This window comes from Phenylobacterium sp. LH3H17, from assembly GCF_024298925.1.
In the GTDB taxonomy this organism is placed as follows: Bacteria; Pseudomonadota; Alphaproteobacteria; order Caulobacterales; family Caulobacteraceae; genus Phenylobacterium.
This window is the reverse complement of the sequence record NZ_CP101283.1, coordinates 2,668,456-2,694,327: the sequence shown is the minus strand read 5'-3', so window position 1 is coordinate 2,694,327 and position 25,872 is coordinate 2,668,456. Positions and strand designations below refer to the sequence as shown.

General features: G+C 65.8%; 20 protein-coding genes. 10 read left to right on the top strand and 10 right to left on the bottom strand.

Annotated elements, in window-relative coordinates:
• Positions 1 to 491: 491 nt before the first annotated feature.
• Positions 492 to 1,739 carry a TetR/AcrR family transcriptional regulator gene (locus tag M9M90_RS13340; RefSeq protein WP_254833712.1) on the bottom strand — a complete coding sequence of 416 codons (1,248 nt, stop codon included), beginning with the start codon at positions 1,737 to 1,739 and terminating at the stop codon, positions 492 to 494.
• 128 nt (positions 1,740 to 1,867) lie between these two features.
• Between M9M90_RS13340 and M9M90_RS13335 the strand changes: the two genes are divergently transcribed.
• From M9M90_RS13335 to M9M90_RS13320, 4 genes are all read left to right on the top strand, one after another.
• Complete coding sequence (locus M9M90_RS13335) at positions 1,868 to 4,150, top strand: TonB-dependent receptor (protein WP_254833711.1); 2,283 nt, start codon at positions 1,868 to 1,870, stop codon at positions 4,148 to 4,150.
• Between the two features lie 10 nt (positions 4,151 to 4,160).
• The gene (locus tag M9M90_RS13330) at positions 4,161 to 5,294 is read left to right on the top strand and encodes a serine hydrolase domain-containing protein (protein WP_254833710.1); all 1,134 of its coding nucleotides are present in this window, start codon (positions 4,161 to 4,163) and stop codon (positions 5,292 to 5,294) included.
• Positions 5,295 to 5,554: 260 nt separating this feature from the next.
• Complete coding sequence (locus M9M90_RS13325) at positions 5,555 to 7,921, top strand: TonB-dependent receptor (protein ID WP_254833709.1); 2,367 nt, start codon at positions 5,555 to 5,557, stop codon at positions 7,919 to 7,921.
• Positions 7,922 to 8,002: 81 nt separating this feature from the next.
• On the top strand, positions 8,003 to 9,301 hold the full coding sequence (locus M9M90_RS13320; protein WP_254833708.1) for a serine hydrolase: 1,299 nt from the start codon (positions 8,003 to 8,005) through the stop codon (positions 9,299 to 9,301).
• Positions 9,302 to 9,833: 532 nt separating this feature from the next.
• Here the strand turns inward: M9M90_RS13320 and M9M90_RS13315 are convergent.
• On the bottom strand, positions 9,834 to 11,399 hold the full coding sequence (locus M9M90_RS13315; RefSeq protein ID WP_254833707.1) for a DHA2 family efflux MFS transporter permease subunit: 1,566 nt from the start codon (positions 11,397 to 11,399) through the stop codon (positions 9,834 to 9,836).
• A gap of 102 nt (positions 11,400 to 11,501) precedes the next feature.
• Here M9M90_RS13315 and M9M90_RS13310 point away from each other — a divergent pair, with 102 nt between their 5' ends.
• Entirely contained in the window at positions 11,502 to 12,554 is a 1,053-nt protein-coding gene (locus M9M90_RS13310) for a type III polyketide synthase (protein ID WP_256549206.1), read from the top strand.
• Complete coding sequence (locus M9M90_RS13305; protein WP_254833705.1) at positions 12,551 to 13,063, top strand: isoprenylcysteine carboxyl methyltransferase family protein; 513 nt, start codon at positions 12,551 to 12,553, stop codon at positions 13,061 to 13,063. The genes M9M90_RS13310 and M9M90_RS13305 overlap by 4 nt, the downstream gene beginning before the upstream one ends.
• 331 nt (positions 13,064 to 13,394) lie before the next feature.
• On the opposite strand, the gene M9M90_RS13300 is transcribed toward M9M90_RS13305, so the two are convergent.
• Both M9M90_RS13300 and M9M90_RS13295 read right to left on the bottom strand, forming a co-directional pair.
• Entirely contained in the window at positions 13,395 to 13,631 is a 237-nt protein-coding gene (locus M9M90_RS13300; protein ID WP_254833704.1) for a hypothetical protein, read from the bottom strand.
• A complete protein-coding gene (locus M9M90_RS13295) occupies positions 13,631 to 14,017 on the bottom strand; it encodes a hypothetical protein (protein WP_254833703.1) in 387 nt (128 codons plus the stop codon). The genes M9M90_RS13300 and M9M90_RS13295 overlap by 1 nt, the downstream gene beginning before the upstream one ends.
• 99 nt (positions 14,018 to 14,116) lie before the next feature.
• Here M9M90_RS13295 and M9M90_RS13290 point away from each other — a divergent pair, with 99 nt between their 5' ends.
• The 3 genes from M9M90_RS13290 (at position 14,117) to M9M90_RS13280 (ending at position 16,531) form a co-directional block, all read left to right on the top strand.
• Positions 14,117 to 14,419, top strand: coding sequence for a hypothetical protein (locus M9M90_RS13290; RefSeq protein WP_254833702.1), 303 nt, complete (start codon positions 14,117 to 14,119; stop codon positions 14,417 to 14,419).
• A gap of 571 nt (positions 14,420 to 14,990) precedes the next feature.
• Complete coding sequence (locus M9M90_RS13285) at positions 14,991 to 16,097, top strand: HWE histidine kinase domain-containing protein (RefSeq protein WP_254833701.1); 1,107 nt, start codon at positions 14,991 to 14,993, stop codon at positions 16,095 to 16,097.
• A 221-nt stretch (positions 16,098 to 16,318) separates the two neighbouring features.
• Complete coding sequence (locus M9M90_RS13280; RefSeq protein WP_254833700.1) at positions 16,319 to 16,531, top strand: integrase; 213 nt, start codon at positions 16,319 to 16,321, stop codon at positions 16,529 to 16,531.
• A 1,143-nt stretch (positions 16,532 to 17,674) separates the two neighbouring features.
• Here M9M90_RS13280 and M9M90_RS13275 read toward each other — a convergent pair.
• The 5 genes from M9M90_RS13275 to M9M90_RS13255 form a co-directional block, all read right to left on the bottom strand.
• The gene (locus M9M90_RS13275; protein WP_254833699.1) at positions 17,675 to 18,115 is read right to left on the bottom strand and encodes a DUF3237 family protein; all 441 of its coding nucleotides are present in this window, start codon (positions 18,113 to 18,115) and stop codon (positions 17,675 to 17,677) included.
• A gap of 78 nt (positions 18,116 to 18,193) precedes the next feature.
• Positions 18,194 to 18,601 carry a DUF4440 domain-containing protein gene (locus M9M90_RS13270; RefSeq protein WP_254833698.1) on the bottom strand — a complete coding sequence of 136 codons (408 nt, stop codon included), beginning with the start codon at positions 18,599 to 18,601 and terminating at the stop codon, positions 18,194 to 18,196.
• Positions 18,602 to 18,616: 15 nt separating this feature from the next.
• Entirely contained in the window at positions 18,617 to 19,390 is a 774-nt protein-coding gene (locus M9M90_RS13265; protein WP_254833697.1) for an SDR family NAD(P)-dependent oxidoreductase, read from the bottom strand.
• A gap of 52 nt (positions 19,391 to 19,442) precedes the next feature.
• Positions 19,443 to 21,068: an AMP-binding protein gene (locus tag M9M90_RS13260; protein WP_254833696.1), complete on the bottom strand. Its 1,626-nt coding sequence runs from the start codon at positions 21,066 to 21,068 to the stop codon at positions 19,443 to 19,445.
• 8 nt (positions 21,069 to 21,076) lie between these two features.
• Positions 21,077 to 22,405 carry an oxidoreductase family protein gene (locus M9M90_RS13255; protein WP_254833695.1) on the bottom strand — a complete coding sequence of 443 codons (1,329 nt, stop codon included), beginning with the start codon at positions 22,403 to 22,405 and terminating at the stop codon, positions 21,077 to 21,079.
• Positions 22,406 to 22,611: 206 nt separating this feature from the next.
• Here M9M90_RS13255 and M9M90_RS13250 point away from each other — a divergent pair, with 206 nt between their 5' ends.
• Positions 22,612 to 24,408 carry a winged helix-turn-helix domain-containing protein gene (locus M9M90_RS13250; RefSeq protein ID WP_254833694.1) on the top strand — a complete coding sequence of 599 codons (1,797 nt, stop codon included), beginning with the start codon at positions 22,612 to 22,614 and terminating at the stop codon, positions 24,406 to 24,408.
• A gap of 137 nt (positions 24,409 to 24,545) precedes the next feature.
• On the opposite strand, the gene M9M90_RS13245 is transcribed toward M9M90_RS13250, so the two are convergent.
• Positions 24,546 to 25,871 (bottom strand): CitMHS family transporter, encoded by a 1,326-nt coding sequence (locus M9M90_RS13245; protein WP_254833693.1) that lies wholly within the window; start codon positions 25,869 to 25,871, stop codon positions 24,546 to 24,548.
• Position 25,872: the final 1 nt, after the last annotated feature.

Below are 25,872 nucleotides of genomic sequence, written 5' to 3'. Positions count from 1 at the left end.
ACCGGCGCGCTTTCCGGGCCCAACCGCCGAACGCACCTATTTCACCGAACGCTCTCGCAAGTATGCTTCGACGATGCTGAATGAGCCGCTCGCGCTTGGGGCGATCAAGTCGATGGCTATGCCGAGCCAGGCGGTATGCTGCCTTCGACCGCATGACGACCCAACTGGACGATTGGCGGTCCGCCGCCACCGCTAGTGGGGCAGGGCGCTCGCTTCTGCCGCTACCCTCGGCGAATTCCAGCGGACCAACACTCAGGCGATCGTTCGGCACATCTCAAGTCGGTACGCTGCCTTTCACGCCACCGCGGAGGCTGAGCGAGTGCGGGCATGGTGGGTCCGATCGGTCCCGCAGAAACGCCGAGCCGGCACATGTCCGCTTTTCGACCCTGGACGACGTCCGCTTCTGGCGCAAGGCTGACCTCTAGTGGCGCTTCCCGCCGAAATGGGGCGTCACGTTCTTTCGAGGCGATAAAAGTTAAGGGCAAGCGACGCTAGCCTCGATCGCGCTTCCTTAGTCCGAACAGCAGTATCGCGCTGATTTCGTTGGCTGTGGCCTGGTTCGCCGGGCGGTCGTTTGAGGGCAGCCAGCGGGCCAAATGATTGAACACGCCTGCAGACGCCAGTGCGATGGGCTCCATGTCGACGTTGCGCACAGTCCCGTCCCGGATGCCGCGGCGAATGATCTCCACCGACCGGCGGGTCAAGGCCTTGGTGCGCTCGCTGAACTGCCGTCGAAGGTCAGCGCTGAAACTCTCGTAGGTCGTCCCAAGCGACAGGGGTTGGACGTCTTCCAACTGGGCCATGACATTCAGCGCCGTGCCGAGGCGCGCGGTCTCGAGCCCTGTGGCCTCAGCCTCCGCCATCGTCATGATGCGCTCGAAAAGGTCGAACGCCCTGGAATAGCAGAAGGCCACGAACGCGGGCTTGGTGTCGAAGTAGTGGTAGATCAGCCCCTTGGTGGCGCCGACCTCGGCGGCGACATCATCGAGGGATACGCCGTCAATGCCCCGCCGGTTGAACAGCCGGGACCCGGCCTTCGCGAGGTCCTCCAGGCGATCATCCCGCTCGATCGCTGTCCTCAGCTCGTTGAGCTTGTCCGTAAGCTGCAGGTCAGTCGGACCGGGGATCGCCTCCGCCGCCAGCCCGTCGAGGATCATCGACGGAACGGCGCTGGCCATCCGGATGGCGAAGGTTTCGTCGGCGTTCTGGGTCCAGGTCTGGGACAGGGGGGCCCACGACAAGACGCCGAGGATGGCCTCGCAGGCCAGTCCAACGTGACACTGACGAATCGAACCATCGTCGATCCCGGCCTGAATGAGCGCGCCCAGGCCGGCGACATTGCCTGCACGCGCCTTGCGAACCTCCCTCTGCAAGTCGTCCGCCAGGAACGACACCTCGTTCAGCACGGCAAGGGGAGGGTGATCGTACTGAAGGGTCAACTTCAGGAACGTCTCGACCCGATGCAGGCCTGACCCGGAAACGAGTTCCGCCGTGCGGATCGAACGGGCGAGCAGGTGGCAGGCGCGCAGATAGGTCTGGTACGCGAGGTCTTCGCGATCCTTGCAGTAGTTGTACAGGCTTCCGCGGCTCAGGCCGACCCGCCGCGCGATCTCCACCAAGCTGGCGCTCGCCACCCCCATGCGATTGAACTCACGCGCGGCCTCATCGAGCAGCGCCGTGTGCCTCGCTTCGCGCGCTTCGCGTCCCAACGACCTTGGCGGTGCGCCACCTGTGACCATGTGTGAGCTCCCTAACCGACTTCTACCCATCTCACTGCCAAGTTGACAGTCACGAATGTCTGACACATACGTAGGTGTCAGTGAGGTCATCGATTGAGAATGGCCGGGAAAATTGGGGAGGAAACACGATGGCTCTGCGCGAATTCGGACGGGATGCGGTCCTGCGTCGGCTTTGGTTCTCGTCGGCGGCGTTCGCCGTCATCGCGTTCGCGGCCACTGGTGTTCAGGCCGCGGAAGAGTCGACGTCGGGGAGCACCGTCGAGGAGCTCATCGTAACCGCCCTGAAGCGTGAGGCCAGATTGCAGGACGTGGCGGCCACGATCACCGCCATCGGAGCCGACACCATTCGCCAATCCAGGGTCGCCCAGGTGCTCGACCTGGCGTCCTACAACAGCAACGTCGATATCAAGGAGACCGTCCCAGGCGCGCTTCCGACGGTGACGATCCGTGGCATCGGCCTGGATGATTTCAGCACCACCAGCAGCGCTTCGGCCGGCATCTATGTCGATGAGGTGCCGCTCAGCTCGCCAGCCCTCATGAGCGGCAATTTCTTGGATCTCGCTCGGATCGAAACCCTGAAGGGTCCGCAAGGCACGCTTTACGGGCGCAACTCCACAGCGGGTGCGGTGAACATCATCTCGGCCCGGCCGGAGAAGACCTTCGGCGGCTTCGCCAAGCTGGCGTATGGAAACTATCAGACGCTCGACGCCGAGGCCGCCCTGAACGTCCCCATTTCGGATCGGGCGCAGCTTCGGCTTTCGGCCCGTGCGATCCAGCAGGACAAAGGCTTCTGGACATCTTCGCTGCTCGCCGACGGTCGCCCGGGCGAGCGGGACATCGGCTCCAGGGATATTTGGCTGGGTCGCGTTCAACTGGCGCTGCAGCCGACCGAGAATCTCGACGTCAACCTAAAGCTCGAAGGCCTGAGATCGAGGTCGGAACTGGGCATTTCGCAGCACAACGGCGCCTTCACGCCCGGCCAGCCCTTCGTGCCCTGCGCTCCGGTTCTGGCTGGACGGGTGGATAGCAGCCTGTGCGCAGACGGCTACGGATACCAGAATCCGTATGCCGATCCCTATCGTGGGGACTGGAAGGGACAGTTTCCGTACAACATCGACCAGTTCGAGGCGCGCTCGACCATCAGATATCAGTGGGGCGAATACGAACTCACGTCGATCACCAGCTACATCAACTTCGCTCGGATCTATTACCTGGATGTCGACGGGACGCCGCGCGAGCAGTTCAACTATATCGAGAACGAAGCCGTGCGGCAGGCGACGCAGGAGCTTCGCGTGGGCCGAAGCACTGAACTCGTTGATGTGATCGCCGGCGGATTCCTGTCCTGGGACCATGTCCTGGGCGACAATTCCAACCTCAACGACGAATGGTCGCTGCTCCTGCTCGGGGCCAACAACGGCTCCGGCAGCACCACCTACAATCAGACGACCCGGACCGCGGCCGCCTACACCAACCTGACCTGGCATCTGAAGCCCGATCTCGATCTGGTCACTGGCCTTCGCTACACCGACGAGTCGCGCCACTACGCAGGCGGCACGTTCATACTCAACCCGACGCCCGCGTTCGGACTCAACTCGACCTTCCTGGCCGACAGGATCGTGGACAGGAATCTTACCTGGACCCTGGGGCTGAACTACCGCGTCACCGAGGATGCGCTGGTCTATGGGCTCATTTCGCGCGGCGTGAAGAGTGGCGGCTTCTTCAGCGGCTACACGACAAGCAACGCCCAACTGATCCCTTACAAGCCCGAGCAGCTCACGGCCTTCGAGGTGGGCGCCAAAACCCAGTGGTCGAACGTCCTGACGCTGAACGCCTCGGTCTTCTACTATGACTACAAGGATCCGCAGACCTTCATCCGCTTCGTCGATCCCGCCAACGGGATCCCGATCCAGAAGGTCGGCAATGTCGACAGCGCCAGGAACTACGGCGCCGATATCGACGCCTCCTGGCGCGTGACGGACGGACTCACCCTGACTGCGGGACTGGGCCTGCTTCACACCCGCCTGTCGGAGTTCTCCACGGCGGCCGGCCTCGTGCCTGCAGGGAACCGTCTCGGCAATTCGCCGACCGTGACCTTCAACGGGGCCGCCCGCTACGAGTGGGAGGTGATGGAGGGCCTGCGCGCCTCGCTGCGCGCAGAGGCGCGCTATTCCGGATCGACGTTCAAGGAAGCCACGAACAATCCCCTGATTGCGAGCGACGAATACTGGCTGTTCAATGCGCGCTTCGCGATCGCTCCGGAGGCCTCGAATTGGGAGGTCGCTCTCTGGGGTCGGAACCTCGCCGACAAGCTGCACGCGGCCAATGGCATCGACGGCACGTCGCTCGGCTTCATCAACAAGACGTACAATGCGCCACGCACCTATGGCGTCGAAGTCTTCCGTCGCTTCTAGGAAAACCGTGATGATCCGAGACATTTTTCGAATTCATGGCGATTGCGACGCCCGCTTTGCACCGGTTCGGGAGGCGTTTTCCCGCAATTTCCAGGACCATGGCGAAGTCGGCGCCGCCGTCGCGGTCATGGTCGGGGGCCAAAAGGTCGTCGATCTGTGGGGAGGCGCGAAGGATAAGGCCGGGACGCAGCCCTGGACTTCCGACACTCTCGTCAATGTCTGGTCCTCGACCAAGGGCGTGAACGCCATATGTTTCGCCATGCTCGCGGACCGCGGCGCACTGTCATACGAAGACCCGGTGTCAAAGTACTGGCCGGAGTTCGGGGTGCGTGGAAAGGAGGCCGTGACGATCGGCATGCTCCTGTCCCACCAAGCCGGACTATCCGGGTTCTCCGAGCCGGCGGGCCTGGAAGACCTCCTGGCCGGCGCGCCTGCCGCGGCACGTCTCGCCGCGCAGGCGCCATTCTGGCCTCCCGGCAGCGGAAGCGGCTATCACGCGATCAGCGTCGGTATCCTGTCGGCGGAACTGTTTCGCCGGATAGAGGGCCGGTCCCTCAAGCGTTTCATCGCCGATGAACTGGAAGGCCGGCTCGGCATAGACCTAAGCCTGGGCCTTCCTGGCGACCGAGAGGACCGGGTCGCCGAAATGATCGCGCCGGCGGCGATGGAGTCGTCATCCATCGCCTCGGCGACGCCGGCCCAGCATGCGGCGCTCGGCAATCCATCCTTGGATCCCTTGCTCCCCAATACCGCGGCGTGGCGAGCCGCAGAGCTGCCATCGGCCAATGGATTCACCAATGCGAGGTCCTTGGCCCGACTCTATGCGTCGGTCCTGGTCAGCTCGCCGAACCGCCTGCTTGGCGAGACAGCGCTCCAAGCGGCGACCCGGACACAGGTTGAGGGAGTCGACCTCGTCATGGGAACGCCAGCGCGCTGGGGAGCAGGTTTTCTCTTGAACAGCGACGGGCTCTACGGGCCCGGACCAAACAGTTTCGGCCATTCCGGTTGGGGCGGATCGTTCGCCTTCGCCGATCCGGATCGCGCCATCGCCATCTCGTACACCATGAACGCCATGACGGAAGCGCTGCAAGGCGATCCCCGGGCTGCGGGGTTGATCGACGCGGTCTATCGCGCCTGGGCCTAGGGCGTCGCCGCAAAGCGCCCGTAACGCCCGGCGTTTGGGCGGCTGGGTCACGCTCGATTGGCGGCAGTTCATGACATCCGCCGCGCTTGACAAGACCGGAAATAGGACCTGCTAGCAAGTCGACATACGCAATTGTTGAAAAAATTGACATCAGCGGATTTAGCGACATACGCTAATGTCAGAATCGCAGGCGACTGAGCATCACCGCCAGCAAGCGCTCAAAAAAAGCCTGGACAACCAGGCCTGAGGGGAAACCAGGAATGCATTCGAAGAAGCTGTGGCTTGCCGGCGCGGGCATGTGCGCAATATTGGCGTCGCCGGCCTTTGCGCAGTCGACCAGCGCCTCGGCGCGTGTCGACAACGGACCGGAGGTGGAGACCCTCGTCGTCACGGCGCGCAAGCGGAACGAGGCGCTGCAGGATGTTCCTGTCGCCGTGACGGCGTTCGCGAAGGCCGACATCGAGCGTTACAAGCTCAATAGCGTGGACGAACTGACGCGGCTCACACCGGGTCTGCAGACGTCCGAGTCATCAGTTTCGTCCGGAGGCTCTATCGCGCTGCGGGGTATCGGTAGCGGCTCCACGAACTATCTCGGCGACCAGGCCGTCTCGATCAATGTCGACGGAATGCAGGTCGGCACGCTGAATATTCGCAAGACCGCGCAGATCGACATGGCCCAGATCGAGGTGCTGCGCGGGCCGCAGGCGCTGTTCTTTGGCAAGAACAGCCCGGGCGGCGTGATCTCCTTCAAGACGGCCGATCCCAGCTATCAGAAGGAGTTGGAGGTCAGTGCTGGCTTGGAGGCGGTTTCGCAGGACGCCTACATTCAAGGCATCGTCTCGGGGCCCGTTTCCGACCAGGTGCGCGTCCGCCTCGTCGGGCGCTACACGAAGCTGAACGGCTACTTCGACCTCAAGACCGTTCCACCCAACGGAGATCCGCTGATCATCCCGCCCAGCGTGGACGGCTACCCCATCGGCGAGGAGTATTTCATCCGGGGCACGGTGATCGCCGAGCCCACCGACCAACTCAAGATCAACGCCAAGCTCACCTACTACGCCTCCGACGTCGTCGGTGGGTCGGCGACCGTTTCCCAGCGGGTGGCCTGTCCGTTCGGCGCGCCGCTCGGGCAGCCCAACTTCCCCTGCGTCGGCGACCGCGACATCTATCGCGGCGGCGGACCTGCCATTGCGTCGATCCTGGTCCCGGGCTCTCCGACGACCGATCAACTTGGCCTGCGCGACAACAAGCAGGTCCTGGCCACCATTCAGGCCGATTACCAGCTCACGCCCTCGCTGACCGCCACCTCGGTGACGGGCTATTACTGGTTTGACGAGATGAATGCTCACAACACCTCGGGCGGGCCGAAGGCGACCTTGCTGGTCCCCTACCTCCCCTTCGAGATGAAGCAGTTTTCTCAGGAACTGCGCCTCGCCTCCGACTTTGAATCGCAGCTCAACTTCACAATCGGAGCCTTCTACGAAACGCGGGACACCGATGGCGCCCAGGACGCCGTCTTCCTGGTCGGCCCTACGCCAGCCGTGGTGGGTACGGAGCGATCCAAGCAGGGCCAAACAGCCTATTCCGTCTTCGGCCAATTGATCTGGAAGCCGATTGAAACCCTCGAGATCTCCGGCGGCCTGCGTTACTCGCACGAGCAAAAGGACCTGCGGTTCTTCTATCGCGGCGCGGAGGTCACCGATCGCCTGAAGGTGGATGAGCTCTCGTTCAGCAACGTGTCGCCTGAGCTGACCGGCGCGTATCACTTCTCCCCGGATCTCATGGCCTTCGCCTCCTACAAGCGCGGGTTCAAGTCGGGTGGGTTCGATGCTGGGTTCACGAACGGAACGATCGGCCGCGCTCCTGCAGGCTCGTTCGCCAACACGTTCGACGAGGAAAACGTCGAGGGGTTCGAGGCTGGGCTGAAGGGCTCGGTCGGCCGGACGCTGTCGTTTGGCGTGACCGCGTATCGCTACGAGTACAAGGATCTGCAGGTCGGCGCCTACGACCCCGTGACGATCTCGTTCAAGGTGCTCAACGCCGCGGCGGCCAAGATCCAGGGTCTAGAGCTGGAGGGGAACTGGCGTACGCCCGTGCGGGGCCTCTCGGTCCGCGCGACCGCCGCCTACAACGACGCCAAGTTCGAGGACTTCCTCTCGGGCTGCTATGTCGGCCAGACCCCCGCCGCGGGATGCAACCGCACGCCGAATGCGGCGGGCGCGTTCCTGGAACAAGACCTGTCGGGGCGGCGCCTCAACAACGCACCGCCGATCACCGCCTATGGCGGCCTGCTGTACAGCTTCTCGCCGACAGACGGCATCGACGTCGATCTCACCTTCGACGCCGAGTATTCCGACAGCTACACCACGAACCTGCGGCAGTCGCCCTATGACCGCCAGGGGGCTTTCACCAAACTCAACGCCGGCGTTCGGATCTTCGACGTCAGCCGCAAGTGGGAGCTGAGCCTTCTTGCCCGAAACCTGACCAACGAATTCATCTACGCGAGCAGCTCGACCATCACCTTCACCGGTAGTGGGACAGGCACCGCCGCCGGCCGGATCGGCGACACGGGCGCAAGCGTGACGCGGGGCCGCGAGGTCCTGATGAGCCTGGCCTATCGGTTCTAGACCCGACCGGCGGCGGCGCGCCGGCACGTTCCCGCGCGCCCTGTCGGTCTTCAAGAAAAAGCAATATGGGAGAGCGAGAGCGTGACCTTACAACGGACGGGCATCATCGGACGCGGCATGGCGGTTGGCGTCCTGGCGCTGTTCGCCACCTCAGGCCTCAGCACCGCAAACGCCGAGCCTGCGGCGAAGGTGACAAAGGCCGAGGAGACGCGGCTTGAGGGAATTTCCAGCGTCGTGCGGCGCCAGATGGAAAACGGGATAATCCCTGGAGCCCTCGTCTATATTTCGCAGAACGGCGAGCAAAGCTACTTCAAGTCCCAAGGCTTGGCTGATCTGGAAGGCAAGAAGGCGGTTCAGAAGGACACGATCTTCCGCTTCTATTCCATGTCCAAGCCGCTCACCTGCGCCGCCGTGATGACGCTCTACGACGACGGCCTCATAAACCTGGATGACCCGGTCAGGAAGTATCTGCCGGAGTTCGGCGACATGAAGGTGAGGACCCCGTCAGGCATCGTGCCAGCGGATCGCGACATCACCATCCGTCATCTGATGACCCACACGTCAGGTCTATCCTACGAGGTGATGAACAGTCTGGTCGCCGGCGACTATCGCAAGGCCGATGTCTTTGCGATCCGCAACCGACTTTCGGAGGATCTCGAGCACCACGTAAAGCGCGTCGCAAGGCTCCCCCTGACCGCCCAGCCTGGAACAGCCTGGAACTATGGCGAATCGATGGGCGTGCTCGGTCGGATCGTCGAGGTGGTGAGCGGTAAAACCTACCGCGTCTATCTCAAGGATCGGCTCTTCGGGCCGCTAGACATGAAGGACACGGACTTCTTCGTGCCGCCCGAAAAGGCCGGTCGCCTGGCCCAGCTCTACATCAAGGGGGAGACGACAGCCCTGCGGAACCTTCGCGATGAAGCCCACTATGGGGGCAGTTATCTGGAGAAGCCGCAGCTTGAATATGGCGGGGCAGGGATGGTCGGAACGGCCGGCGACTATATGAACTTCGCGCAGATGCTGCTGGACGATGGCGCGTTCGGTGGGAGGCAGGTTCTCTCCCGGAAGAGCGTCCGGTTGATGCTGTCCAACCAGCTGGACCCTTCGCTTGGCGATCAGCCCCTGAAGGCGTCGGGCCGGGCGCCCGGCGTCGGATTTGGCTTCTGCGGATTTGTGGTGGCGGCCATGAGAGATCAGAGCCCGCCGGGAAGCATCGGAGAATATGGCTGGGGCGGCTGGGCGAGTACGACCTTCTGGGTTGATCCCAAGCGTGATTTGGCCGGCCTGGTGTTTACCCAGGTGATCCCAGAGGTCCTGGGAACAATGACCCTCGGCGATGAAGTCCGAGCTGTCGTCTATTCGGGGCCATCAACGAACTAGCTCTTACAGCCCTAAAGCAATTTCGGCCCCATGCGCTCCGACCGACTTCAGCCGGGATTTTTGTTGTTGCGGAAAGTTACATTCCATCGGACACGGGTGGTCTGAACTCAGACCTTCGATTCATGCAGATGGTGCGAGGCGGCTTGGCGATACTCGACCGTCTTACGACGTCCGCTTTCCGGCCGGGAGCCAAGGTCCGGAAGTGGCGCCCAGCAGTCGTTCGGCGGTCGAGTTGACTTCGAGTCCGAGAGCAGACGCGGCGAACCGCTGATGTGGGCTCTAAGCCGTCGCTTCCGATGTCTGCTTCCGGCAACGAGGCGGTTCGAAGGCAGCAAGGACCGGAATGGGCTCTTAACGGTCCTCGGGAGAGTCCGCTTCTCGGAAGCTTGGTGCTGCTACCGCCGACCTGAGGTGCGGCCGAAGCCCAATGGTAGGAGCTGACTCAACGGAGACGTCGGGGACGTCCACTTGTGTCGAATGTCGCGGCGCTCGCGACTACTGTGCCCTACCGCTTGCTTAGCAGTAGCGATGGCTAGCCTCGTTCGACCGCCGCTGCCGGCTTCGCGACGGGAACCGCCAGCAAAGCCGCGAAGGTCAGCACCGCCACTAGGGCCCAGGCCTCGTTGATCGATCGCACCAGGGCGAGCTTCTCGATCATCGACTGCAGGATCGCCGCCGTCGCGGGATCGAGCGGGCCCTGCGGACGCGCGTCGAACAGCGCCAGCGGAATCCCCACGTCCTGCGCGGTCGCCCGGTCGCCGGCCTGCAGGCTCTGGGCGATGGCGGCGGCGTGGTGCGGCAGGCGGCCGTAGATCACGGTGTCGATCAGCGCCAGGCCGATGGCGCCGCCCAGGTTGCGCATCAGGTTGAACAGGCCGCTGGCGTCCGGGACCCGCTCGGCCGCCAGCTGGCCGAGGGCCAGGCGGGTGGGGGGCAGCAAGCAGAACATGATCGCCACGCCACGCACCGCCTGAGGCAGGAGCATCTCGTCGAAGTCGGTGGCCCCCGTCTGCCGCGCGCTCATCGCCAGGCCGACGCCAAACAGGGCGAAGCCGAAACCCGAGAGCAGGCGGGCGTCCACCCGCCGCTCGAGCGCCACGGCCAGGGGCGCGGTGAGCAACTGGGCCGCGCCGGTCACCAGCATGATCTCGCCGATCCTGAGCGCCTCGTGCCCGCGCACGAAGGCGAGGAACACAGGCATCAGATAGACCGAGCCGAAGAGGCCGATGCCAAGGACGAAGCTGAGCAGGCTACCCACCGCAAAGTTGCGGTCGGCCAACGTGCGCAGGTCGACAATCGGCGCCGCGCGGCCCAAGACCCGGCGCACGAATCCCGCCAGCGACATGGCGCTCAAGGCCAACAGGCTCAAGACGAGGGGCGAGCGCCAGCCCCGGTCCGGCGCTTCCTTCAGGCCGATTTCCAACGCGGTCAGTCCGATCATCAGAAGGCCGAGGGCGAAGGCGTCAAGGGTCCGCCACAGTCTTCGCGTCCCGCGCTCGCGCGGCAGCAGTAGCGCAGCGCCTACCGCCGCCAGCACGCCGGGCGCGACATTGATCAGGAAGAGCCACCGCCAGCTGTAGGTCTCAGTGATCCAGCCGCCTACGATTGGCCCCACGGTCGGCGCCAGCACCGCCAGCACCCCGGCCATCGTCGTGGCGACCGCCTGGCGCCGCATCGGGAACAGCAAGAACACCGCCGAGAACACCGCCGGGATCAACACGCCGCCGGAGAATCCCTGAAGGACGCGGAGCGCTATTAGCTGGGTGAAGTCGCCACTGGCGGCGCAGCCGACGGAAGCCGCCGTGAACAGTGAGACACCGACGACGAACAACCATCGCATGCTGAGCCAGCGGGTCAGGAAGCCCGTCAGCGGAATCGCGGTGACTTCGGCGGTTAGATAGGCGGTCTGGATCCAGCTCATCTGCTCGGCCGGCACCGCCAGCGCCCGCTGGATGGTCGGCAGGGACGTGGCCACCACCTGCACGTCCAGGATGGCCATGAACATGCCCAGGCACATCAGGGCGAATCCCGCCCAGGTGCCAAGGCGAACGGGCGGGCCGTCGGCTGCGGTCGGATCTGGGGTGGTTTGAGCGTGCAAGCTTGGCCGCCAAGGGTTCCTGAATCCGGAACCACTTCGCGCCGGATCGGTTGCGTAGCCTTAGAGCCAGGTGCGCCTCGCCGCTGGCAATGAAAGCCCTCGATGACGCGTCCGATCGCCCTCCTGTCCCTTGCGACGGCGTCGCCTCCTCACGTGTTGGCGCAGAGAGACGTCGAACAGGTCGCGCGCGACCTGTTCGCCAGTCGCTTTCCCCAGTTCGAGCGCATGGCGCCCGTGTTCACCACGGCGGGCGTTCGCACGCGCCAGGTGGTACGACCCATCGAATGGTACCTCGAGCCCCGCGGCTGGCCCGAGCGGAGCGAGGTATACTTGGATGCTGCGGTCGACCTGTTCGTCGACGCGGCCAGCAAGGCCCTGGACGAAGCGCGGCTGAAGGGTTCGGACGTGGACGTCATCGTCACGGTCTCGTCGACCGGCATCGCCACGCCCAGCCTGGAGGCTCGCGCCATGGGGCGCATGGGCTTCAGGCCCGACGCGGCGCGCATCCCGGTCTTCGGCCTGGGGTGCGCCGGGGGCGCGACCGGCCTCGGCTTGGCCGGTAAGCTGGCCGGCGCGACGCCAGGCGCCGTCGTGCTCTTGGTCGCCGTCGAGCTGTGCAGCCTCGCGTTTCGTATGGATGAGTTGTCCAAAGCCGACATCGTCGCCACCGCCCTGTTCGGCGACGGGGCGGCGGCCTGCGTGCTGCGGGCGGGCGAGGGGGGGTTCGCCTCGCTCGTTCACGCTGAGGAACGTACCTGGCCAGACACCCTGGACATCATGGGCTGGCGGATCGATCCCACTGGCCTGGGTGTGATCTTCGCTCGCTCAATCCCGTCCTTTGCCCAGGCCAACCTGCGTCCGGCGATGGATTCAATGCTGGCCGCCCAAGGTCTGAACGTCGACGACGTCGACCGCTTCATCTGTCATCCCGGCGGGGTCAAGGTGATCGAGGCCTTGGAGCAGTCGCTGTCTATCGGCCAGGGCCAGCTGGATCATGAGCGCGCGGTGCTCGCCGACCACGGCAACATGTCCGCGCCGACTGTGCTGTTCGTCCTGGACCGAGCTCGCCACGCCGGCCTGCCCGCCACCTCGGTGCTCACCGCCCTGGGTCCGGGCTTCACCGCCAGCACGGTGACGCTCAAGCGTGCCGCATGACGCTCGGGGTCATCGTCCTCGCGGCCGTTACACTGCAGCGCTTGGGCGAGCTTCTGTTGGCCCAGCACAACACCCGGCGGCTGATCGCGCAGGGGGGATATGAAACCGGCGCCGGCCACTACCCGCTGATCGTGGGCCTGCATGCCGCCTGGCTGGTCGCGCTGTGGGTGTGGGGATCAGATCGCCCGGTCAATCTACCTTGGCTTGGAGCTTTCATCGTCCTCCAGCTGCTGCGGATCTGGGTGATCGCCAGCCTGGGGGGACGATGGACCACGCGCATCATCATCTTACCCGGCGCGCCGCTGGTCCGCCGCGGGCCCTACCGGTTCCTGAGTCATCCGAATTACATGGTCGTGGTCGCGGAGATCGCGGTGTTGCCGCTTGCGTTTGGGCTGGTTGGCCTTGCTGTCCTGTTCTCTGTCCTTAACGCCCTCGTGCTTTGGGCTCGCATACGCGCGGAGGGCAGAGCGTTGGCGGGCGTTCGGTGCGATCAATCCGTCTCAGTCTGATGCGACCGCAATCAACACGCCTGTGGCGCCTGATCCCTTGCGCCGGGCCAAGGTTCCGTTCGACGCCACCAGCGTGACGTCTCCGGGGGTGAGGGCCGTCTTGCGTTTAGCTCCTGTGTGCCGGAGGGGATTGAACCTTCGGCTTTGGGCTCTTAGCCGAAGCTGGGAAGGTCCGCATCGTGGCAACCGGCGGATCGATCCCGCGAACCGGCACTCCTGACTCAGAGCGGAAGGTGAGAACGACTGCTCTGTGACGCCGTCGGTCTCGGAGAGCATCCCCCCGGCGAACGAACCGCAGGTGTGACGAGCGGTGCGCGTTGAGAGCCGTCCGTCAGTCCAAGGTCTTCAGCAGCGCCCGGCACTGTTCTTTCAGCTCACCGGGCGGCGGTCGGGTGGCGAGCCACTGGCTGAAGGCCATGATCCGGGCTTCCTCCGGCTTCGACCAGCCACTGATGCGACCCAGGTCGGCATAGATCGCTCGGGCGCGTCCGTGGGGATCTGGCGCGCTGTCGAGTGTCCGTATCATGGCCTTGGCCTTGGCCAGGGTCGCCATGCGCTCTGTGGTCATCAATATCCCAGGGCTCTGGGTCTGCGGGCGACGTGGGCAAGGCGCAGGGCCGCCAGGCCGGCCACGCCGAGGCCGAATACGAGTGCGGTGCGGGCGCGATAGCGCGGCCGCACGGCGAAGCGATGGAAGAGGCCCTGCCCGGCGGCCCACCAGGCGCCCGAGGGCTTGTGGAACCCATGGCGGGCGAAGGCCTGGGCCGAGGATCTCCCAAGGTCGGCGGCGTCGGCGGCGCTGCGCCGGCTGGCGATCACCTCGAGGATGGGCCGGGTCGCCTTGGGGTCGGCGCCGATATCCCAGGTCTCACGCACCAGGCTATAGCCGAGGCCCAGCGGGCGGTGCGACGGGATCGACGGGCGGTGGCGCAGGAAGCGGTCGATCTGCGGCATGAACCGCGGTCTCCTTGGCTTTTCATCGTGGTTGTTGCTATCGCCTCGACCCGCCCCGAGCGCGCGATAGCTATTCCTCTTAACGCATGAGTCTCGCCCATGGATTTCATCGATGTTTGCGGAGCCTCGGGCGCGAGCTACCGGTTCCGGGTCTGGCCGGGGCGGGCGGGCCATGTGCCCGTGGCGGGCAATTTCGTGGTGGTCCGCGAGGCGAGGTTTCCTTTGGATGTGCAGGTGATCGGGGTGACGGGCGACCTCTCGCAGGCGCGGTTGGCGGCGAAGGCCAAGGGCGAGGAAAGGATCTTCACCCGGCTCAACGTGGCGCGAGCGACCCGCGAGGCCGAGCATGACGACCTGGTGGCCCGGTATCCCAAGGCCCGGGTGGTCGTGGAGAAGGGCTGAGGGAAGGCTTAGGGGGAGGGGAAGTCTTTCGCCTGCGGCCGGGCCGAAGTCGCCTCCGACCGCTTCTGCGGGGAAGCGCATGATGTCGCCGGACACTGGGATGGCTGGGCCGCTAAGCGACTCCCCGGAGATGTGAGGCGGATGGCGCGGCGGTGCAGTCCGGTCGGCCCCCGCCGCGCCCTGTATGGGTCCTCAGGCCGCAGACATCGCCGTCGATCGCCACGTTGTAGTGCGACTACGCAAACACCAGATCAGCGACCTGGCCGGACACCAGGCTGTAAAGTCCAGGTAATGCAGCCTAGCGCGCGAGATCCTTCATGCTAAAGCGCAGTACGATATCGTGTGAAGCGTTCGTCTGGCAGGGGTAGGCGTGCCGTGGAACGTCGATCTGTTTCTGCGCACCTGAGTATTCTCGGACCATTGAACCCAACCATGGCGCCAAGATTCGACAAGCGAGGTGGGACAGCGCTAAATGATTGGAATTCCGCGATCTCAGCATTGACGCTACTCAGTGCCTTGGGCGCCGACGGTCAGGGACAAAATGGCTCCACTGGGTTCCGAACCAAGCTACATGGCTGAGCCAGTGGGGGACGCTCCGCTCCGCGAGTTCTACGAGGCAAGTCCGGATGCCGTCGTCGTCCTTGACCAAGCTGGCCACATTCTCTTCGCCAACAGCCGAGTTGAGCCGCTACTCGGTTACCTCCCGCGGGAACTGGTCGGAAAGCCCCACAGTGTGCTGATGCCGGCGCGGTACCGTGACACTCATGCGGGCCACATTCACAGTTTCATGGACAACCCCACGCCGCGAATGATGGGCGCGGGCCGCGATCTTGTCGCAAGCCGCAAAGACGGAAGCGAGTTTCTGACCGAGATAAGCCTCAGCCCCTATCACGCGCCCGACGGCTTGATCGTGATCGCGGCCATGCGCGATCGCGAGGCTTTGAACCCCGGGAGGAGCGTCCTCGAAGCTGAAATCGCCGACCTGAAGGACTTGCTGGGGCAAGCCCAACTCGATTCCGCTCGCATGATGGCGCGGGCTGGGATCGAAGCTGCCGAGCACGAGGCAGCCCAGCGATTGCAAGGGCTTCTGTTGGAAGAGTTGCATCATCGCATGAAGAACATGCTGGCGACGGTCATTGGGATCACCTCGCAGACCTTGCGCGCCGCCGAGACCCTGGAAGAAGGACGACACGCCATTTCGGGCCGTTTGGTCGCCATGGGCAGAGCGCAAGACCTCCTGCTGCGGGCCCGCGCGACCGGCGCCGGCCTGGCTGACGTCATTAGCGCCGCCATCGAGCCCTTTGACAGCCATGAGGCTCGACGGTTTGTTGTCCAAGATACGCTGATCGAGGTCGGTGCGGGGGCGATCCTTCCCCTCACCATGTCCATCAACGAATTGTGCACCAATGCAGTCAAATACGGCGCCTTGTCCAACGACACAGGGCGCGTCAGCATCACCTCCACGGCCGATGAAACGACCCAGCTATTCACGCTCACCTGGACGGAAACGGGCGGCCCAATGGTTCAGGAGCCGACCCGACGCAGTTTTGGCACGCGTCTGCTCGGCGCCCTCGCTACTCAGCTTCATGGCGATGTCCGAGTGCGATATGAACCGACCGGCGTTGTGTACGATCTCGCCATTCCGCTTGCTCTCCTAAGAACCCTTCGCGCCAATTAAGACAATGTCCGCGGGGGTTCATATCCTGATGCAGCGCTCGGGCTTGCCTTCCTCACACGATCCGGCTTCTCCGCGAAGAAGCGCGTCCAGTCATCGATGCCGCCACCTCGTCGGCCGACGCGCGGGAATCCTGCCTGCTTAAGCCGCGCTGAGGTCGGTGTGGAAGTCGACATGGGGCTGGGGTAGGGGCTCACGTCACGATCCGCCAGTACGCCCGGCTGGTGGTTCATTGGGTCTCGACGACCTACCTCGGTCCGGAGGGCTTCGGGGCCCACAGTCTGCGCCGCACCAAGGTGGCGCTGGTCGTCAAGAAGACGGGCGACTCAGGGTCTGCCGAGCTCCTGCTCGGGCATCGAGAGCTTGTCGGCACCGTGCGCTACCTGGGCATTGAGGCCGACGACGCGCAGACGCTCTCAGAGCAGATCGATCTCTGACGAGGCCTCAGCCGTCAGATCGGTCCGCCACGTCTGCGCACCTCGCGGCGAACGTTGTCCCGATCTCGCGCGTGGGCGCGGGCAGCATCAGCTGGCGGGACCCGTATGACACCCCTATTTCGCGCCCTGCGGCAAGCGCGGCGACGAATGCCGGCTGAGGCTGACCCGTCGCCCTCAGACCTCGGTCAGGTCCCTCCATGGACACGACAAACACCGCCAGCTCCGCGCCGGCCCCGACGGTGAGCCTGTCCTCGCTCCCCACGCGGTTGATCCCGGGAACGGCGGCATAGAGTTCCGGCGGGTTGAAGCGACAGACCACGCGCAACACCTCCTGGCCGGCTGCATCGGAATGGACCAGCGAGGTCCCGGCAGTCGCCGAGTTCTCCAAGTTCCAGCGCGGCTCGGCCTTGCCAACGGAGACGGGCGCGGCGCTTCGGTCGGGCGCCTTCGGCTTCTGGGCGGTGGGGCCGCACGAGGCTAACACAAAGCTCATTAGGGCTGCTGCGCAGTTGCTTGGTCGCACTTTCACGCCTCCGACCAGTCAGTCAGTATCTGCTCTAAGGGCTGATGCCAATGTGTACTCCTGGTGCTAGTCGCCCCTTCGGCTTGCTAGATTTAGGTGCCCGAAATCGTCGGAAAATCGGAAAGGTCCAGGTCCCGGCGGCAATGGAGCGACAGGCTGACCACATTCCTATTTCTATCGAACAGCTAACGGCATGGCTGACAGCTGCCTTCACAAGAGTCATCTCGGAACCCTGGTCCAGCGAGAGATCGAAGGCGGAAATCTAGGGAGTACAACAGATCTCTCCAAACGCTCGCGCGGCCCGCGGGCCCCACGTCCGTTTTGGGCTCCTTGCAGTGCTTAGGAGGGTCCGCTCTCGAGCAATTTGGCGCCGCCAACTCGGGCTTGAGCATTGGACACCGCTCAGAGACCGCACCTGATTCTTGGGCGACGTTGGGAAGGTCCGCTTGCAGCCTGCCCACACATCGCTCGACCTTGCGAACCGATCCTGCAACGGCTTCGCTTAGATTGCCGGCTCTCCTACGTATATCGCGTGCGCCACCTCGGGGCGCTCCGGTGCGTGAATGACGGTTAGGATCAGCGGCGTGCGCTGTCGCCCGCGGCCAGAGTCGCCGGGCGCCTCACTGAAGGTAGCCCTCGAGGTGGAGCTTGCCCGCCGCGAGGTCCACCACGCCGACCGCCCAGATTTGCCGGCCGTTGACCCAGGTGTAGTCCGCCGAAGCGGTCATAAGGCTGACGTTCTCGGACAGGTCGATCATGGGTTCGTTCGCCCGCAGAATGCCGACGCCGCCGGCGTGAAGGGCGATCCTGGCGCCGTCGGGCGTCTCAAAAACGCCGTGGATGTTCAGCTCCAGAACGCCGTCTGGGCGCATGAAAGCGTAGTCGACGCCGCTGACGCGGCCCGCCAGCCGACCCGCCGCGCGTCCCTCGAACCCGGCGTTGAAGCGGGCGCCTTGAAGGGGGATGGCCCTGCTGCCATCGAGGATGGCGGCGAGCTCGATCCCGAAATCGACCTGGCTCGTCATCTCCGCATCGTACTCGTAGATCTTTTCGCCCTGCATCGCTTGTCCCCTTGGATCCCCGTTTAGCGGTTCTGTCATTGCTAGACGCGCTGCCCTCGGTCGTGCCGTCGGCGGCCTTCAAGCGGCGGGGGTGCGGTCAGCGTGCCGGAGGACGAGCTTCCAGCCGTCGGCCTCGCGCCGAAACACTGTCGTGACGCGGAGCGAGAGCGGAACGACGGCCTCCGATCCTGGGCGCCGCACGCGTCCCCGCTCGAACCCGATGACGTAGCCCAGGTCCGCGGTGACTATCCGCGATACCTCCTCGAACGCGAGGGGCTCCGCCACCTCCGTGAAGGTCGCGGCGACGCGCCGGGTCTCCGCCTCGATACTCGCCCAACCCACGACCGCAGGCTTGAGCGGATTGGCCAGCACCGCGTCGTCGCGGCGCGTCCAGAGCGCAAGGCTTGGGGCGGGATCGCCCCGACCCATGGCCTGCACGGCGGCGCGGCTGGCGGCGACGGCGGCGTCGAAATCGTTCGATGACATCCTGGATGGCCGCCTTCAGTACAGCCGCGTCGTCGGGCCGCCGTCGAGCCGCAAGGCGATGCCGTTGACGAAGCTCGATTTGCCCGACAGGAGATATTCGATCGCGTCGGCGACTTCCTGGGACTCGCCCAGCCGGTTCATGGCGCTGTGCCGAGCGATGATGTTCACGAACAGCTCCGGCTCGGCCTCGACGTAGGGGTCGACCATCTCGGAGTGGCAATAGCCGGGACAGAGCGCATTCACCCGCAGGCGCTGTTGCCCGTAGTCGACCGCCGCGGATCTGGTCAGGCCGATCACGCCGTGCTTGGCGGCCGCGTAGGCGGAATGGCCGATATCGCTGCCCTCCAGGCCGAGGATCGAGGCGATGTTGACGATGGCGCCGCCGCCAGATGCGAGGATCGCCGGGATTTCGAACTTCATGCTCATGAAGACCGCGGTGAGGTTGGTGTTGATCACCGCGTGCCAGTTCTCATCGGGCATGTCGGCGACGGCGTGGAACGGATCGCCCGCGATGCCCGCGTTGTTGACCGCCCCGTCCAGCCGCCCGAACCGCGCGACGGTGCGGGCCACCATGTCCTCGACGTTGGCGCGCAGGGTGATGTCGCCGCGGATGAACAGTCCCTCGCCGCCGGCCGCCTGCATTCGCGCGACCACCGCCTCGCCCTGTTCTTGGCGCCGGCCTGTGATCGCCACCTTGGCCCCCTGGGACGCCAGCGAGATCGCCGCGGCCGCGCCGAGGCCAGAGGTGCCGCCGGTGATGAGGACCACCTTGTCGCTGAAATCGCTCATTGCTGTCTCCGAAGGAGTTGGGAACCCATGGCTCCGCCCAGGGACCGTGGGGTCATGCCGGCGTCGCGGCGGACTGAAGGGCGCCGGAGATGAACTGGTCGCGCAGGACGAACTTCTGAATCTTGCCCGAGCCGGTCAGGGGCCACTCCTGAACCTCGATCCAGTGCGCTGGCGTCTTGGGTGCGGCGAGGCGTTCGCGGCAGTGGGCGGTCAGGGCGGGACGATCCAGCACCGCGCCGTGTCGCAGGCGCAGGAAGCAGGCGACCACCTCGCCCCACTTGTCGTCCGGAATGCCGACGACAGCGATCTCCAGCACATCGGGGTGCTCGAGCATCGCGTTCTCGATCTCGGCCGGGAACAGGTTCTCGCCGCCCCGGATGATCATCTCCTTCACCCGGCCGGTGATGCGGAGGTAGCCGCGGGCGTCCATGGACCCGAGGTCGCCCGTGTGCAGCCAGCCATCGGCGTCGATGGTGGCGGCGGTGGCGTCCGGGTTGTCATTGTAGCCCAGCATGAGGGCGTAGCCACGGGCGCAGATCTCGCCGACCTGGCCGATGGGCAGCACCGCGTTGGTCTTTGGGTCGCGGATCGAGAGCTCGGTCTGGGGCAGGGCCTGGCCGATGGTCTCGCTGCCATCCTCGATGGCGTCGTCCAGAAAGGTGCTGGTCAGGAGCGGCGAGGTCTCGGTCTGTCCGTAGACGGTGAGGAAACGACACTGGAACGTGTCCCGGATACGCCGGATCAGATCTGGAGGGACCATCGATCCCCCCGAACCGACCGAGCGGATGGAGGCGACATCGCGCGAGCGGGCGGCCTGAGCCTCGAGAATGGCCACGAGCATGGTCGGAACGCCAGTCACGAAGGTGATGCCCTCGCGTTCGACCAGGTCCAGAAGCACAGCCGGATCGAAGGCGGGTGGCAGGATCAGAGCCCCGCCGTTGGTCAGCGCGCCCAGTACGCCGCCCACGCAGCCGGAGGTGTGGAACATCGGCAGGACGCACACGGCCGTCTCGCCGCGCGCCCTGCCGAGGCGAGCTTCCATGAACCGCACATTGTTCATAATCCCGCGATGATGCAGCACCGCGCCCTTGGGGAAGCCGGTTGTGCCCGAGGTGTACTGGATCTGGACGGCGTCATCCGGCTGCACATCGGGGAGATCGATGTCCTGGTCGGCGCCGGCGAACAGGGCCGCGCGATCGCGCAGGTCCACGACTTCGCGGACGTCCGCCAGCTCGCCGAGCACCTCAGCCGCTATACGGGCCATCGGATTGCTGCGGTGCTCGCTGACGAGGAACAGGCCCGAACTGCGCGATTGTTCGAGCACGAACGTCAGTTCGCGGGCGCGATAGGCGGGATTGACCGTGACCAGCACCAGTCCCGCCAGCGCCGCGGCGTACTCGATGATCACCCACTCCGGGATGTTCGGCGCCCAGACGGCGATGCGGTCGCCCGGCCGGTATCGGCTGAGCAGCGCCCGGGCGAGGCGCTCGGCCTCGGCCAGCAACTCGCCGTAGGTCCAGCGTCGCGAGAGATGGCCCTGCGCGTCGGTCTCAATCAGAGCCGGCGCTTCGGGCGTTTCCCTGGCCTGTGCGCGCAAGCCCCCGCCCACGGTGAGCGGCAAGACGAAGTCGTCCTGCTGGGCGGGGAAGTAGGATTCGGTGAGCGTGACTTTGTACATCCTCGGCCCTAGCGCAGGTGGTCTGGTAGCTTGACCCAGGGACCGAGGCCGTCATGGTTTTCCGGCAGTGTGGCGAGGAGCTCCACGAGGCCGAAGGCGCTGAACGTCTCGGCGAAGTTGGGGACGGCCTTGCTCCACCACATGCGCTGGCGGCGCTGTTCGGGTGGCAGGTCGGCCTCGGTGGCGCCCTTGCCGCCGAGTTCGATACGCATGCCCAGGTCGTTGTCGAAGGCGCCCGCCTGGAAGATCGCCGCGCCGAAGGCCACGTAGTAGATGTACTGGATCGTCGCCATGCGCCGGTACTCGTCGACGAACCGGTCGTAGCTGTAGTCGGGATACCGACGGGTCCTGGCCATGAACCGGTCGTAGAAGGCGCGGAGCACCCGGTTCTGGTTTTCGCCAGCGTAGACCTCGGGCAGCACCGTCCCCGACGTCATCAGGTAGGCAAGATCCGACGGCACGGGACCGCGGACCATCTGCTGGAAGTCGATGCACAGCCAACCGTGCGGATGGTCGGACTGTCCTTCGCAGAAGAAGAAGTTGTCGCCGCGCATGTCGCCGTGGACGATCGTGCAGGTCGCGCCGTTCTCGGGGCGCACGGCGTCGAAGAAGGCTTCAAGGCGGTTGGTGAGCCGGGCGGCGAGGTCGGGAACGCCCAGGCGCTCGTTCCAGGGGGCCCCGCCATGGATCGGCGAACCGGGCTTCGAGCAAACCAGGTCGAACAGCCGCGCTCCGCCCGGCATCCCGACCTTGAAGCCGTCGAGGTTCTCCGGCGAGGTCCAGTGCGGTACGCCCATGGCCGCCAGCTCGGCGGCGCGCTCGCCCTCATCGGCGCCTTCCCAGGCCACCGCCACGTCCACCAGGGCGGGGATCATCCGCATGACCTCGTCAAAGGTCAGCTCGTGCTCGTGAATCTTCTGGGTGGCGAAGACGCCGGCGTCTTCCATCACCAGGACATAGGCGTCCTGGGACGGGTCGCAGGCGGCCAGGTACGCCTTGGGGCGCGGATAGAACCGTTCGGCGGGGACCTGATAGCCGTGGATGTCCTTGAGGAACATCGCGGCGATGCTGTCCCTGGGCGCGATCTCCAGCGAAGGCCAGGCCTTGACCACGAAGTCGGTGGGCGCGTCGGTGGGTTCGGCGTAGGCGCAGCGCACCTTCTTGATCGAGGAGAAGTAGCCGGCGGTCATGCCTACGCCCTGCTCGATCTGGGAGACCACCGAATTGGTCGCCGAGATCGCACCGCTTCGCTGGAGCACGCGGGTCATAAACGCCGGGTCGACCTCGTCCAGGCGCCGCGGCAGCACCAGGCTTGCGTCCGCGAGCGCGTCGCTCACGTCATAGAGTTCCATTGCGTTGCCCCGCACTCACGCGACGCTGTTCATGGAACGCAGGCGCCGACATGTGCTAGGCACCGTGAGCGATCGACGCCTGGGCAACCACAGCCACAAACCGATGCCAAACCGATGAGAAACCGATGACGGTCTCGGAAGATTCGGAAAGGCTTGCTGGGCAGAGTCCGTTTGAGCTTGGCGGACTGCGGGTGCGGCCGGCCACCCGGGAGGTGATCTGCGACACGGCGACCGACGTGCTGGAGCCACGAGTCATGCAGGTCCTGGCGGCCCTGGCCCAGCGCCGCGGGTCGGTGGTCTCGCGCGGGGACCTGGTGACCGAGTGCTGGGGCGGGCGGGCGGTGGGCGACGACGCCATCAACCGCTGCATCCAGTCACTGCGCCGACTGTCCCAGGCCCGCGGCGGGTTCTCGATCCGCACGGTGAAGGGCCTGGGCTATCGGCTGGACGAGACCCCCAGGGCATCACCTCCCTCGGAGGCCGTGACGCTGGCTGTGCTGGCGTTCGACAACCTCTCGGGCGACCCCACCCTGGGCTGGTTCTCGGACGGGCTGTCGGTGGAAATCCTGCAGACCGTGGCCGCCGGAGCCGGCGTGAAGGTCATGGGCCAGGGCTCGAGCTTCCAGTTCCGCGGCGCCGCCAAGGCCGCCGGCCACGTCGGCGCGGAGCTGGGCGTCACCCATGTGCTGGACGGCGCCGTGCGGCGCGCGGGCGAGCGCCTCCGCATCAACGCTCACCTCGTGGAGACCGCCCACAGCGTCACCCTATGGTCGCAGACGTTCGAACGCGACCTGACCGACGTGCTGGCCATCCAGGACGATATCGCCCGAGCGGTCGCCGCGGCGCTGAGCCTGACCTTTGCGCCGTCGCGGCGGGCCAAGCCCCTCGATCCCGCCACCTACGACCTCTACCTCCAGGCGCGCAGCCCGCTCTCCGGCATCGGCGGCGCCGCCGACGCCATGGAGCATGCGCGGGCGATGCAGCTGCTGGAGCAGGTGACCGCCCACGCGCCGGATTTCGCCCGCGCCTGGGCCGAACTGGCGATGCGGCGGGTGGTCTGCCTGCGACGCTTCGAGCGCTCGACGTTTCCGGGCCTTACCCCTGCCGGCGCGGCCGAGGCGGCGAACACGGCCCTGCGGCTTGATCCCACCCTGGGCCTGGCGCACCAGGCGATCAGCTACCTGGGGCCGCTGGCGAGCTATTCGGCGCGCGAGACGCTGCACCGGCGCGCCCTGTCCGCCGCTCCGAACGACCCCGAGGTGTTGAACCACGCGGGCCAATTTTGTGCGGAGGTGGGCCGGCTTGGCGAGGCGCTGGAGCATGCACGGCAAGCGTTGACCCTGGACCCCCTCTATTGGCCGGCGGCGCAATGGTACGCCGGCATGCTGGACGCGCTGGGCCGCCACGACGAGACGCCGGCGCTCTGGGACGCCTATACGGCCCGCTGGCCCGACGTCGAGCCGCTGGCCGGCGAGGCGATCGCGGCAGCCGCGAACGCGGGCGACTGGGATCGCCTGGAGCGCCTGGACGAGACCAGCCGCCTCCGCGGCCTCGACAGTCCGTCCTTCCGGGCGTTCGTGGACGGCCAGCGGAACCGCCGTATCCGCGACCCGCGTTTCCTGCAGACCCATCGCGAGATCGTCGCGGCGAGGTTGGCGCAAGACGGTCGACTCTCCCTGGCGGACATCGTGCGGCTCCACGATCTGGGAGCGCCCGAAGAGGCCTTCGAGGCGGCGGCTAGGGCCTCGTTCGCCCACCTGTTCGACGCCGACGGCCAGGTGGTCGGGCGCTGGACGCCGGCGATCCTGTTCCTTGCCGCGAACCGCCTGATGATTGCAGACCGCCGCTTCGTCAGCCTTTGCGCGAGCGTCGGGCTGGCCTCATACTGGGCCTCCACGGGACGCTGGCCCGACTGCGCCGACGATCCCGAACTGCCCTACGACTTCAGGGCCGAGTGCCGCTTGGTCCTCGGCGCCGGCGGGCGCTGACGAGAGCGTTTCTGACGTCCACTTCGGGGCCTGCTCCAATGTCCGCTCCTGGCGCGTAGCTGCTCTTGCGGCCTGGCGCGTTGGCAGCCGACCGCCACCACTACGTCGCCAGTGACTTAGCGGCAGGTCACTAGCGGTCAGCCCGCGATAAGCGGAACCGCGCCGATCGCCAGGGCGGCGGCGACCACAACCAGCGAGACGCCGATGGCGTATTTCAGCGCGAAGCGCTGCAGGTCGGCCAGCTCCACATTCAGGATGGCGCACTTCAGATACACCGCCGCCACCAGGGGGCTTAGGCCGTGAACCGGCTGGCCCAGCAGGGATGCGCGCCCGATTTCCTCGGGGCTGATCCCGTACGCGCGGGCGGCCTCGGCGATGACCGGGAGCACGCCGAAATAGAAGGCGTCGTTGGACAGGAAGAAGGTCATCGGCAGGCTGATCAGCGCGGTGATCGCGCCGAGGTGGGGCCCGAGTTCCGGCGGCAGGACGGCTACCACTGAAGCGGCCATGGCGTCGATCATGCCCGCGCCGGCCAGCACCCCGGTGAACGCTCCGGCGGCGAGCACCATGATCGCCACGCTAAGCACGCTGCCGGAATGGGCCATCAGCCGGGCCCGCTGGTCGGCCAGCCGCGGATAGTTGATCACCAGAGCCAGGGCGGTCCCGACCATGAACAGGGCCTGCAGGGGCGCGAGGTGCAGGATCACCGCCGTCATGAGCGCGAGGGTGAGCGCCACATTGATCCAGACGAGCTTCGGGCGCAGCGCCCCGGGATCGCTGTCGAACGCCGCGGCGATGGCGTTGTCCTCGGTCTGCGGCAGGTCGGTCGTGATATCCTGCGAGCGCCCGGCGAGCCGCCTGCGCTCGCTGACCCCGAAGAACCAGGCCAGGCCGAAGGTGGCCAGCAGGCCCGCGCCGATGGCCGGCAGCAGGGGCAGGAAGAGGTCTGAAGGGGTCACCTTAAGCGCTGCGGCCACCCGCGCGGCCGGCCCGCCCCAGGGGCTGAGGTTCATGAGGGTCGAGCACATCCCCCCCAGGACGGCGAAGATCAGCACGTTCATCCCCAGGCGCCGGTAGACCGGCAGCATGGCCGAGGCGCAGACCAGGATGGTGGTGGTTCCGTCCCCGTCCAGCGCGACGATGGCCGCCAGCGCCGTGTGGCCCAGGGTCACCCGGAGCGGGCTATCGCCGGCCCAGGCGACGATGCGCCGGACCAGAGGCTGGAACAGGCCCGCATCGATCATCAGGCCGAAATAGAGGATGGCGAAGACCAGCAGCACCGCGGTGGGCGCCACCTGGACGACGCCCTTCATCATCATGTCGCCCGTGCCTGCGCCGGCGCCCAGCGCCAGGGCGAAGACCAGCGGCACCAGGACCAGGGCGGCCACGGCGGTGAGGCGCTTGGTCATGATCAGCGTCATGAAGACGACGACCATGGCGAATCCGGCGAGGGCGAGGACCATG